The organism is Paenibacillus sp. NFR01 (assembly GCF_900111565.1).
Taxonomy (GTDB): domain Bacteria; phylum Bacillota; class Bacilli; order Paenibacillales; family Paenibacillaceae; genus Paenibacillus_AQ.
Genome location: NZ_FOIK01000001.1, coordinates 2,148,963 through 2,161,082, shown reverse-complemented (window position 1 = coordinate 2,161,082; position 12,120 = coordinate 2,148,963). Strand labels below are relative to the sequence as shown.

General features: G+C 50.2%; 9 protein-coding genes. 6 read left to right on the top strand and 3 right to left on the bottom strand.

Features of this window, described 5'->3' with window-relative positions; translation table 11 throughout:
- Positions 1–482 precede the first annotated feature (482 nt).
- A complete protein-coding gene (locus BMW84_RS24480) occupies positions 483–686 on the top strand; it encodes a hypothetical protein (RefSeq protein WP_139209606.1) in 204 nt (67 codons plus the stop codon).
- Positions 687–1,047: 361 nt separating this feature from the next.
- Here BMW84_RS24480 and BMW84_RS09940 read toward each other — a convergent pair whose 3' ends face one another.
- The 3 genes from BMW84_RS09940 to BMW84_RS09930 are packed head-to-tail and all read right to left on the bottom strand — an operon-like array spanning position 1,048 to position 5,064.
- Complete coding sequence (locus BMW84_RS09940) at positions 1,048–2,160, bottom strand: GerAB/ArcD/ProY family transporter (protein WP_091067252.1); 1,113 nt, start codon at positions 2,158–2,160, stop codon at positions 1,048–1,050.
- Positions 2,161–2,191: 31 nt separating this feature from the next.
- Positions 2,192–3,424: a Ger(x)C family spore germination protein gene (locus BMW84_RS09935; protein WP_091067250.1), complete on the bottom strand. Its 1,233-nt coding sequence runs from the start codon at positions 3,422–3,424 to the stop codon at positions 2,192–2,194.
- A 2-nt stretch (positions 3,425–3,426) separates the two neighbouring features.
- Positions 3,427–5,064, bottom strand: a complete 1,638-nt coding sequence (locus tag BMW84_RS09930) for a spore germination protein (protein WP_091067248.1) — start codon at positions 5,062–5,064, stop codon at positions 3,427–3,429.
- Between the two features lie 456 nt (positions 5,065–5,520).
- Here BMW84_RS09930 and BMW84_RS09925 point away from each other — a divergent pair, with 456 nt between their 5' ends.
- The 5 genes from BMW84_RS09925 to BMW84_RS09905 all read left to right on the top strand — a co-directional run bounded on the left by BMW84_RS09925 (position 5,521) and on the right by BMW84_RS09905 (position 12,085).
- Positions 5,521–6,762, top strand: coding sequence for a sugar ABC transporter substrate-binding protein (locus BMW84_RS09925; RefSeq protein WP_091067246.1), 1,242 nt, complete (start codon positions 5,521–5,523; stop codon positions 6,760–6,762).
- 108 nt (positions 6,763–6,870) lie between these two features.
- Positions 6,871–7,770, top strand: coding sequence for a carbohydrate ABC transporter permease (locus tag BMW84_RS09920; protein WP_091067243.1), 900 nt, complete (start codon positions 6,871–6,873; stop codon positions 7,768–7,770).
- Between the two features lie 41 nt (positions 7,771–7,811).
- Positions 7,812–8,636, top strand: coding sequence for a carbohydrate ABC transporter permease (locus tag BMW84_RS09915; RefSeq protein WP_175498721.1), 825 nt, complete (start codon positions 7,812–7,814; stop codon positions 8,634–8,636).
- Between the two features lie 42 nt (positions 8,637–8,678).
- Complete coding sequence (locus tag BMW84_RS09910) at positions 8,679–9,671, top strand: LacI family DNA-binding transcriptional regulator (protein ID WP_091067240.1); 993 nt, start codon at positions 8,679–8,681, stop codon at positions 9,669–9,671.
- 248 nt (positions 9,672–9,919) lie between these two features.
- Positions 9,920–12,085: a glycoside hydrolase family 3 N-terminal domain-containing protein gene (locus BMW84_RS09905; protein WP_091067239.1), complete on the top strand. Its 2,166-nt coding sequence runs from the start codon at positions 9,920–9,922 to the stop codon at positions 12,083–12,085.
- Positions 12,086–12,120 lie beyond the last annotated feature (35 nt).

Sequence of the window (12,120 nt, the reverse complement as noted above, 5' to 3'; positions counted from 1 at the left end):
AGTAGAAGTTGTATTTAAATATTATAAAGGAACAATTTTACAGGGGATAATGACATAGTTCACAGATTCACCAATATCTGCGCAGCAAAAATAAGGCTTCTTAACTCACTCGCTTGATGGTGGTATAACTTACATAATGTGTAAAAGTCATATTCTTAGTCTTCCGTTATAGTCTTTTAGGTGAATATAACTAGGAGGGAAGGTATTTTGAAATATTTCAAAAAATAGCATTATTGATGCTGATTGTTGTGATGTCCCTGAGCTTTATGGGTTCTGCATCAGCAAAGGTTTATGTTCACGGCTATACTAAAAAGAACGGTACTCATGTTGCTCCGCATTACCGATCCAATCCAGATCATAGTTTTAAGAATAACTGGAGTACAAAAGGGAACACAAATCCTATAACGGGTAAAAAAGGCTATAAGACGCATCCATAAATAACAAGCCCCTGCTGGCCTTAATGGCTGACAGGGGCATTACTTATGTTATACGTCGTATTCGGCCCAACCGGGCAAGAGTGGATCGTCTGGCGCCGGCTCCAGGTGCTCCGGCAGCTCGCTGATCAGCAGCGGCTCACAGATGTCGATAACAGCTTTGCCATCCTTCATATGCCGGATGAATCCAGTGCGACCAGCCCAGTGGCCGGCAGTGATGCGGACACGCATACCAAGTGTGATCTCGTTTAGGTTCATTCGATCGCTCCTTTATTCTGGGGACGAATTGGGGACGCAATCCTCTCGTGAGCACCAATATTCATAAAGATTGACACGTGAATATTTATGAAATTCTCTTATATATCAGCAGATTCACAAATATACGTGGACGTATTCGGACACTTCAGCATGACTTAAAATCCTGCGATGGGTGACCATCGTACGGGTTCGACCCCCGTCCTCGGCATCCTTTATAAGTTTTCGTCAGCGATGTTGTGTATTCGCGGCTAGAGCCCTCTTTTGAGCTATCTGTTCACAGAACAGGTAACGAAATGGAGGGCTTTTTTCATGGATTCGCCAACGAATACAGAGGTGTCGCATATTTTGCTGAAGGTTAGGTTTTTTGGCGGCCAGTACCCATTCTAATGGATTTGCGTATGAGTATTACCATCAAAAGAAGAACGGGAAGGGCGACTTGAAAAATGGGCCACCAGTACTTTACGGCAATTTCTCTGCCCACTTTAATGAATTCCGTATAGGTAGGCGAAAGGAAACCCAAAAAATAGATACCTGCGCCAATAAGAGCAGCGGATTTTTTGTGCTTTATTCCTGTAATTCTGCTAGTACCGATCGCTGCCCCGTTGAAGAAGGTGGCCATTTTGATCCCTAGACTCAGAAACAGAATAATCGTAAATAGGGGATCAATTCTCTCCAATACCTCCGTCATCTGGATCAACTGTACGGTTTGAAGCAGAGGAAGCGCGCTGTTGGATGCAAGAACGGGACCAAGAACCAATACATTGATCTGGTTAATGAATATTAAAAAAAGGGAGATCCCGCAGTAGGTCCATATCATCTTCCTGCCCATCTGGCGTCTGGAAGCCGTTAAGGGGTAAAAGACCAGAAAAACGACGATTTGCCCAAAAGGAAAAGAAAGGATACCCGGGATTGCCGCTTTCAGTATAGGGATCCATCCGTGTTCAAGCACAGGCAGCATAAAATGGAAATGGATGAGACCGTTTGCGGCAAGCAGAATGACGATGATCAGATACCCTGTGGTAATCAATGGGAAGAGTACAATGCACATTAAGAACAGAGTCTCTGGACCGTAGCGAATCGTATTGCTCACCACAAGAATGATGATCAGCATCACCGACCAGAGCGGAGTTTCGGGCAGCAGGGTCAATATGGTGACTTCAGCGATATCACGCAGGTTTCTGGATGCCTCTAACATGAAATAGCCGACGAAGCCCAGACTAAGCAAGCCGCCTATGGATTTCCCTGTATAGCTCTGAAAAATCTGAAACAGATCAAGGCGTGGCTCGATCCGGTGTATCGTTAGATGTATTAGAAGGAGCAGGAACCCCGCCAAAGCTCCGATCAGCATGGCAAGCCATGCATCCTGCTTAACATCCCCGCCGATAAGAAACAGGCTTGTACTTCCTATCTCAAACAAAGCAAACGTAATGGCGAGTTCGGAGACTCGGACATGGGATTGGTTATACATCGTCTGCTCCTTTCTAATCCAAGGAATTTGGTTATTGCTCTGTCTGCTTTAACAAATGCTTGAAGGAGTCAAGGAACATGCGGGTTCGGACCACTTTCATCTTGACCTCTGCCTGCAGCTCCATCTGAGCCAATTCTTGATCCCAATCGGATTTGAGCCTATTCCATTCCTTCGGATTCCGTTCATGAATCCGGTTGCCAATTCCCAGAATGTCCACCTTCATTGCTTTTGCAGCTTCCCACCCTACCTGCATTTGCTCCAAGATGATCTTTTCAATGGAACGTTCCAGTTTATGTATGCCAGCTGTATCCGTCAGATCCTCCTGTGTTGTGGTTTCAGCGAGTTCCCCGCGGACCTCAGCTTTCAATTTGATGGTATAATGCGTGGACTCTTTAACGGGAGTAATCTTGACTTTGGCCTTAAATACTCTCACAGCAGACTGATTTGGCTCTTCAGATGAATCGGGATTAGGGAATGAAAGCATGGTGCCTTTAACGCGGTTGGTTAACCATGCCAAGCCCAAGCTTTCTTTTAGATTCATTTTTCCTACGACGCGGTCTCCTTTAAAAATGACAAGTCCCGTCATTCTTACTTTGGCATCCTGTGATGTTTTTGTCATAGCATCGGCAGTCTCCAGCGATTTCGGGTTTTCCCCGGATATACCGATTTCAGGTACGCTGGCGACTTGAGATTCCGAGGTGATCCCTAATGCCAGTTGGAATACAGAGGTGGCTGGGTAAAAGGAAACCAGAATCTGTTCCTTATCAACAATTTCAGCGATTGCCCGTCCAGGCAGCTTCTCCGGAGGGATGTTTTTGGTTAAAATATCCCGGGCTTTTCCGTCAGTCACCATGACATCAACCATTTCTCGGGATTCGGGATTACGAAAATAGGAATCCAGGACGGTACTGATTCCCGATTCCGCCGTTTCTTTGCTGATAATCAGTACATTATTATGGGCGAAATAAAGCCGGCGCGGATGTTCCACCGCACTCATGAATATGGTATCCCTGATTGTTTTACCCGTCGTCGAAAAGACATGGACCCCGCTTTGGGAAGACCCTCCCGATGCACCTCCAGCTGCTGACGCATTAGCCGAGGCAACGCTGACCTGGTAAGTAACTGTGTAGTTTCCCTCTTTGCCGTCTATACCTGATCCGGTCACGATACTAAGTTCGTTCAACTCGTTAGCCCTTCCGCAGCCATTTAACAGCAGGGTTGTGGCAATAAACATACAGCTTATACGAAGCAGTGTGGCTGACATGGTTAATTCTCCTTAGGTTGCTGCTTATCCTCGGCTTGCCAAACTCCGGCTTCATCTGAACTGGTAGGATATTGATTCGGTGCTTGTCTGAATTTGTTCGGTCCTGCTTTCCGGTTTGGTCGGGTCTTCATGGCCCACCAGGGCACCCGCAAAAGTAAGTCTTTCAGGTTGGATTTAAAATAAGGAGCGTAAGGCATAAAATAATTGATCCCAAAGGATCGCAACGAAACCAGGTGAGCAAGCAAGGGGATGAGGCCTGCCAAAATACCGAATAACCCAAAAGTGCCGGCAAGGATCATCAGGATAAAGCGCACCAGACGTACGGCCGAAGCCATATTGATGGATGGAATCACAAAGTTGGCAATAGCGGTAAATGAAACCACGATTACCATTGCGCCGGATACAAGGCCCGCCTGAACGGCAGCCTGACCAAGCACCAGCGCTCCGACTATTGAAATTGCTGGCCCGATAACCCGCGGCATGCGGACGCCCGCTTCCCGTATCACTTCAAAAATCAATTCCATGGCCAAAGCTTCATACAGAGCGGGAAGAGGCGTACCCTCTCTTTGGCCTGCCAGCGTAATCAGCAAGGTGGTAGGTATCATCTCCTGCTGAAAGGTGGTTATGGCGATATAAAGCGAAGGCAGGAGCAAGGCTACAAAAAAAGACATTAGACGTATCGCGCGCAGGAATGTCGAGATGTCATAGCGCTGATAATAATCTTCACTGGACTGAAAGAAGTTGAAAAAGGTGACGGGCGCGATCAATACGAAGGGGGTACCGTCTACCAAAATACCAACCATTCCGTCCAACAGACTTCCTGCCAAGGTGTCGGGGCGTTCCGTATTCAGCATCGTGGGAAAGGGCGTAATCGCAGCATCCTGTATAAATTCTTCAATATATCCGCTCTCGAGGATGCTGTCTGTATCAATCGCCATCAGGCGTGCGTTCACTTCTTTTACAACTTCGGGCCTTACAATACCATCCAGGTAGGCAACGACGACACGGGTTTGGGTATAGGTCCCGATGATATGCTGTTCAAACTTTAGGTCGGGGGTCTTTAACCTACGCCGAAGAAGTGCAAGATTCACGGATATGTCTTCGGTAAAGCCCTCCTTAGGTCCGCGGATGACGGTTTGCGAGGTCGGTTCTTCCACGGAGCGGCGAACTCCGCCGGCGATAGACGCACCCAATATACAGTTGTCGTTCTTCAAAAGGATTAACGCGCCGCCGGCCAGAAGGGTACGAACGGCTTCCTCTTCCGAATACAGAGGCTTAACATGCCCAGTCGGGATTTTTGATTTTAAATTGGCTGCGCTTATGTTTTTTTCGGTAGAGAGTGCCGCGATCACGGCTTCCATTAAATCGGTAAGTAAAGCATTGTCAATAATACTGTCAATACAGCAGACGACAGCGGGTAAAGCATGATCGTCATCCGTTTTTAATTCATTGATTACAAAATCAGGACTTTTTCCAAATATCGCACGTAAGGTTGAAAGATTGCTATCCAAAGAAGAGGATAAAGGGACAAATGCCGATTTTTGATGTTCTTCGGTTGTTTTCTTAGGTTTATGCTTATTTTGGCCGTTTTCTGAATTTCGTGCAGGCGCGAATACTTTTTTTAGCCGGTTGAACAACAATCCTCGGCCTCCTTCCTCAAATATCCAATAAGTTGTCCGGTTTTTCCAAAAGTTATGTATGACAAACCGGGCAGCCTTTAGCTAGATCAAACCCAACGCAATGAGGAGGGAGGGTACAGCACCATCTGCTGGCGTTTAAGAAAACTTTTTAGTGCCTCCCCCTTGAAATCGCTAACACTTCGTCTTATAATAGGCCTATCGAAACGATTCGAATGATTGATTCGATAAACAAGTAAAAACGTTCAGATTTCCGCTTCTTCAACACGATAAACATCTATGGAAGCCGTTTCAACCCAGTTAGTAGAGGTTAATAATACCTGTATTCGCTAGAAAGACGGCTAAAGCGTAGGCGAGGATTCGAATTTTTTTTCGATAAAAATCGAAACGTTTCGATGTAAGGGCTTTATTCATAGCTATTTCAAGTTTGGCTCACACTAAAACAGGGGTGAAGGAAGAATGAAAAAGAAAACCGGATTTACGATTGCAGCACTTTTAATGAGCTTTTCCTTGGTCGCAGCCGGCTGCGGCAACTCTGGCAATTCAGCATCTGGAGACAACAAGACGTTGAAGGTATGGTTCATGGGTACAGCGGACACCGTTCAGCCGATTGCGGATATGTACGAAGCCGAGAACCCTGGGGTTAAAGTCGAGGTTCAAGCAATTCCATGGGATACCGCACATGATAAGCTGCTGACGGCTGTGGCTTCGAAGAGCGGTCCGGACGTGGTTCAGATGGGAACGACCTGGGTTCCTGAATTTGCGGCTGCCGGCGCTTTGAAGGACATGGCTCCATATATCGAAAAATATCCAAGCATGAAAGCGGAGAACTTCTTCGACGGTGCCGTGCAAACGACGCAATATGAAGGCAAAACCGTAGGCATCCCGTTCTATGTGGAGACGCGCGCCATGTTCTACCGAACGGATCTGCTCAGCGATGTCGGTTATCCGGAAGGTCCGAAGACCTGGGATGAGCTGAAGGATGCCAGCAAAAAGCTGGTAGCCAAAGGCGGAGCCGGCCATTACGCCTTGCCGATCGAAGGCAAAGACTCCATTTTCCCTGTCATCTTTGCTTGGCAGAACGGAAGCGACATCATCGACGCGAACCGTCAGCCGCAGTTCAATCAGCCGGCTTATGTCGATACGGTCAACTTCCTGAAGAGCTTCTACGATGAAGGCCTGTCGCCAAAAGGCACGGACCTGGATACGGTAGCCGCATTTAAAGACGGCAAGATGGCCATGTTCATCAGCGGTCCTTGGATGATCCAGACCGTTAAAGATAAAGCTCCCGAGATCGACGGCAAATGGTCCGTAACCACGCTGCCGGCAAAAGAAACCAACACCTCCTCCATCGGCGGCGCGGATCTGTCCATCTTTGAATACGCCAAGAACCCTGACGAAGCTGCGAAGTTCATCTCCTTCATGGCGGAACAAAAAGCGCAGCTGAAATACTACGAGACTTCCAACTCGATGCCGGCGCTGAAAGCAGCCTGGTCCGACCCGGCGCTTAGCGATCCGATGATTGCCGCATTCGGTAAACAGCTGGAGAATTCCCGTCCTGCACCAACCGTTAAAGAGTATGAAGAAATCGCCCAAGCCGCTATGGCTGCGTTCGAACAGATTACCATCGGCGGCGCGGACACGCAGACCGAACTGGATAAACTGAACGATAAGGCCAACGAACTGCTCGGCAATAAATAATTGCAATTCTTCTTCAGGCGGACTGCCGGAATCTCTCTCCACTGAGGTTCCGGCAGTAGGCTTGTTCCTTCCAAATGGAAGAAAAGAAAGTGAAAGGGTGTGAGGCAAGTGAGTTCATTTGTGAAGCAATGGAACAAGCATAAATATCCGTATATGTTTATCGCTCCGGCAGTGATTCTGTTAACGCTGTTCTCTATTATCCCGATTATTATTGCGCTGGTTATCAGCTTTACGGATATGGATTTGGTGGGCCTTGCGAATTACTCGAATATTCATGGGGTCAGAATCAGCAACTATCTCGATATTTTCAAGGATCCTGTTTTTTTGAAATCGATGTACAACACGATGGTTTACGTTGTGATCGGCGTTCCGCTTGTCGTGGTTGTGTCCATGGCCGTAGCGATGCTGCTGAATTACGGGACCGGCTGGCTGTTCAAAAGCTTCCGGGTCATCTATTATATGCCTTCCATCACCAATATTGTGGCCGTTGCCGTGGTATGGGGCTACTTGTATAACGGTACTTACGGATTATTTAACTACGTACTCTCCTGGTTTGACATCCCGGCGCAGCAGTGGCTTCAGGACCCCGTTCTGGCTAAATTATCGCTGATTCTGCTGGCGTTCTGGAAATCGATCGGTCTAAATATGATCATTTTCTTGGCGGCGCTTCAAGGCATTCCGCGTTCCTACTACGAGGCGGCGGAAATTGACGGGGCGACCGGCTGGAAAAAGATTCGCTTCATCACGGTTCCTCTGCTCGGATTCGCTACTTTCTTTGTGACCATTACGACGTTGATCGGCTGGATTCAATTCTTCGAAGAACCGCTGGTCATGACCAAGGGCGGACCGCTGAATTCGACGATGTCCATGGCGCTCTTCATTTATAACAACGGGTTCCAGCTCAGCAAATTCGGTTATGCGGCTGCGGGTTCGTTCGTGCTGTTCATTATCATCATTATCGCCACACTGATTCAATTCGCGGTCAAAAAGAAAGAAGTGGAATATTAAGGTTCAGCGGCTGCTGAAGGCTGAAGTAGGAGGGAACTGGCATGGCACTGAGAATGAAAACACTAGAAAAAGGATTGATGATCGCGCTGCTCGTTATCGGAGGACTTCTGATGATGGTGCCGTTCATCTGGATGATCGGCTCGTCGTTTAAGCCGGAAAATGAATTTACGGTAATTCCGCCGGCGCTTTTTCCGAGTCACCCTACGCTGGACAATTACCGCGATTTGTTCGTGAAAATGAACTTTTTGATCTATTTGAAAAACACGCTGATTATCGTGCTCTGCTCTTTCGTCGGGTTGTTCCTGAATGCGATGGCGGGCTACGCGTTTGCCAAGTTTGATTTTCCGGGGAAAAATAAATTCTTCTATGTCATTCTGGCAACGATGATGATCCCGGGTCAGGTCACCATGATTCCGACGTATCTGATTATCAATAAAATGCATCTGGTCAATACGATGGGCGGGATTGTGCTTCCGGGTCTGGTCGGGGCGTTTGCGATCTTCCTGTTCCGCCAGTTTATGACGACGATTCCGATGGATCTGCTGGAGGCGGCAAGGCTGGACGGAGCGGGCGAGCTGCGGATCTTTTTTCAGCTGATGGTGCCAATCGTGAAGCCGGTGTTTGCGGTACAGGGAATTCTGACGTTCATCGGAGCCTGGAACAGCTTCCTGTGGCCGCTGATTATCGCCAATGACGAGCGGCTCTACACGTTGTCCGTCGGACTGTCGCTGCTGAAAGGCCAATACGGTACAGAGTTCGGCCTGCAGATGGCCGGGGCTGCCTTTATGGTTATTCCTATTATTATTATATTTATCTTCTTCCAGAAGCATATCATAGAAGGATATACGATCTCTGGCATAAAATAGTATAAAGTAACTAATGCACGGCTTAAGGAAGGGTTGAAAAAGATGGCAACGATCAAGGATGTGGCCAAGCTGGCAGGGGTGGCGCTGTCGACGGCCTCGTATGCGATGAGCGGGGACAGCAAAGTCAGCGCAAAAACAAGGGAAAAGGTGCTGGAAGCCGCAAGGCAGCTCAATTACCAGAAGAACGGGTTTGCCATGGATTTGAAGCGCAGCCGGACCAATACCATCGCTCTAATTGTAAGAGACCTGTCGGGTCCCTATTACTCGGAATTAATCCGCAGCATTCAGGATGTGGCCTTATCCAATTCCTATGATCTGATTGCCTGCAGTTCCATGGGGGGCAAGGATTCAACGGCTGTCCGGTATTTGCTGGAAAAGCGGGTGGACGGCGCCATCGTGCTCGCCCACAACATTACGGATGAAATTCTGCATCTCGCCGCCGGTCCGCGATTCCCGATCGTGGTGATGGACCGTCTGATCGCCGGTGAAGGCTTGATTAATGTCGTGGTTGACGGGGAACAGGGAGGCTATGACGCCACCCGGCATCTGATCGACAACGGTCACCGTTCGATTGCTTATATCAGCGGGCCGCCGGATTCCTACGATAATGCCTTGCGCTACCAGGGATTTCTGCGGGCCATGCGCGAAGCCGGGCTTAGCGAGAAGGCGAAATGGAAGCTGAGCGGCAATTTTATCCGCGAAGGCGGTTATAAGGCGACCAAAATGATGCTGATGCAGGGCGAGCTGCCTTCGGCGGTCTTCTACGCCAACGATGAGATGGCCGTCGGCGGAATGAAGGCGTTCGAAGAAGCCAAAGTTTCGGTTCCGGACGATATTTCGGTCATCGGGTTCGACGATATTCAACTTGCGGAATATATCCAGCCCTCGCTGACAACGATCCGCCAGCCGATGTACGAATCCGGCTCGCTGGCCGGGCATCTGTTGTTCCAGATGCTGAACGGCGACCTTGTGAACGATTTTTATAAGCTTAAGATTGAACTGATGGAACGGAAATCCGTGTCGTCCCGAAGTTGACCGGAGATGAATCATCATGAGCCCGGCGGGCATGAATGGGACAGCTGGGACAGGCAGGCCAAAGAGATGCTGGACTGCCTGTCGCTATAATACGACGTACCGGTTAGCGGACGTTCGTGGAACTTCTATCGAAACTAATTGAAACGTTTATGAATAAAATAACAAAGACTATAAATAAAACCTTATAAATAAAGGGATATGGAGAAAGAAACGATTCGAGATTTCGATTCGATGGAGGGATTACAGCGATGTCTGAGCATTTGTATCATAAATACGTACAGCATATGACGCTTGAAGAAAAGATAGCCCAGCTTCTGCAGCTCGCAGCGCCGTTCTACGATGAGCCGGGCGACGACTCGGAGATTACGGGTCCCTTGGAAGAGCTGGGCATCGGCAGCGATACGGTGCGCAATGCCGGTTCTGTGCTTGGCGTAGCCGGCGCGGAGAAGGTAATGGCCGTTCAGAAGAAACATCTGGAGAACAGCCGGCTCGGCATTCCGCTGCTGTTCATGGCCGATATTGTTCATGGGTTCAAGACGATTTTTCCGATCCCGCTGGCGATCGGCAGCTCCTGGAATCCGGAGCTGGCCGAGCAAAGCGCGGCCATAGCGGCAAGGGAAGCAGCGGTTTCCGGCCTGCATGTCACGTTTGCCCCGATGCTCGATCTGGTCCGCGACCCCCGCTGGGGACGTGTCATGGAATCCACCGGGGAGGATCCTTATCTGAACAGTGTCTTTGCGAAGGCATTTGTGGAAGGGTTCCAAGGAAAAAATTTGACCCAAGATATGTCCCGCGTGGCTGCTTGCGTCAAGCATTTTGCCGCCTACGGCGCGGCTGAAGGCGGCCGGGATTACAATACGGTCGACCTGTCGGAGCGCCAATTGCGCGAGTATTATCTGCCTGCATATAAAGCGGCTTTGGACGCCGGCGCGGAGATGGTGATGACCTCGTTCAATGTCGTGGACGGCATCCCGGCCACCGGCAACCGCAAGCTGCTGCGCGGCATCCTGCGCGCGGAATGGGGCTTCGACGGCGTAGTCATCTCCGACTGGGCTTCGATTAAGGAAATGGTGGCCCACGGGGCGGCGGAAGACGATAAGGAAGCTGCGCTAAAAGCCATTTGGGCCGGGGTCGATATCGACATGATGACGGTAAGCTACCTGAATCATCTGCCGGAGCTGGTGGAAGTAGGACTGGTCGATGAAGCGCTGATCGACGAAGCGGTGCTGCGCATCCTGCAGCTTAAAGAGAAGCTCGGATTGTTCGAGAACCCAATGCGCGGCGCGGACCCGGCGCTGGAGAAGGAAATTGTATTCAGCGCGGAACACCGCCGGGCGGCGCGCAAGCTGGCCGAGAAATCAAGCGTGCTTCTGAAGAATGAAGGCGTGCTTCCGCTGAACATCGAGCAGCGCGTGGCGCTGATCGGCCCGTTCGCGGACAGCGGGGACATTCTCGGCTGGTGGTCCTGGACCGGTTCCAAGGAGCAAGTAGCGAAGCTTAGCGGAGCAATGCGGTCGCTGGCCGGCAATGCCGGGCTAGTCACTGTTGCCGAAGGCTCCGGCATTCATACCATCACTGCCGTACAGAAGGAAGCCGCTTTGAAAGCCGCAGCGGCTGCGGATGTGATTGTCCTTGCCGTCGGCGAAGCCTCCGAGATGAGCGGCGAGGGCGGCAGCCGCACCAACATTAAGCTGCCGGATGCGCAGCTGGAATTGATCCGGCTGATGAAGGGGCTGGGCAAGCCGCTGGCCGTCGTGCTATTCAACGGACGTCCGCTCGATCTGCACGGCGTATACGATCAGGCGGACGCGGTGCTCGAAGCCTGGTTCCCGGGCAGCGAAGGCGGAGCGGCCCTCGCGGATCTGCTCTACGGCAAGGTGAACCCTTCCGGCCGTCTGAGCGTATCTTTTCCGGATTCCGTCGGTCAGGTTCCGGTCTACTATAATGCATTCAGCACCGGCCGTCCGAAGCCGCAGGTCGAAGACGGGAACCGGTATATCTCCAAATACATCGATGCACCTAACGAGCCGCTCTTGCCATTCGGATTCGGCCTTAGCTATACCTCCTTTACCTATGAAGGCTTGACGTTGTCTTCGGGTATTTTGAAGGACGATCAGCCGGTTGAGGTTAAAGTGAAGGTGATCAACACAGGCAGCCTGGCGGGTACGGAAACCGTACAGCTGTATCTCCGCGACCGGTCGGGAGAGGTGGTCCGTCCGGTCAAAGAACTGAAGGCCTTCAAGCAGGTCGACCTGGCGCCCGGCGAAAGCGCCGAGATGATTTTCGCCATCGAAGAACGCCAGCTCCGTTATCACCACAGCGACTTGACGGTGTCGAGCGATCCCGGATGGTTCGATGTTTACGTGGGCGGCAACAGCCGTGATGTACTCGCCGCGGAGTTCCGGCTAATCTAATGCCGAAATCGCAAGGATAGATAAAAGCGGCATAT

Coding starts and splice junctions, on each gene's coding strand:
- BMW84_RS24480 (WP_139209606.1), top strand. CDS start 483: ATGTTATACGTCGTATTCGGCCCAACCGGGCAAGAGTGGATCGTCTGG.
- BMW84_RS09940 (WP_091067252.1), bottom strand. CDS start 2,160: ATGTATAACCAATCCCATGTCCGAGTCTCCGAACTCGCCATTACGTTT.
- BMW84_RS09935 (WP_091067250.1), bottom strand. CDS start 3,424: ATGTCAGCCACACTGCTTCGTATAAGCTGTATGTTTATTGCCACAACC.
- BMW84_RS09925 (WP_091067246.1), top strand. CDS start 5,521: ATGAAAAAGAAAACCGGATTTACGATTGCAGCACTTTTAATGAGCTTT.
- BMW84_RS09915 (WP_175498721.1), top strand. CDS start 7,812: ATGGCACTGAGAATGAAAACACTAGAAAAAGGATTGATGATCGCGCTG.
- BMW84_RS09910 (WP_091067240.1), top strand. CDS start 8,679: ATGGCAACGATCAAGGATGTGGCCAAGCTGGCAGGGGTGGCGCTGTCG.
- BMW84_RS09905 (WP_091067239.1), top strand. CDS start 9,920: ATGTCTGAGCATTTGTATCATAAATACGTACAGCATATGACGCTTGAA.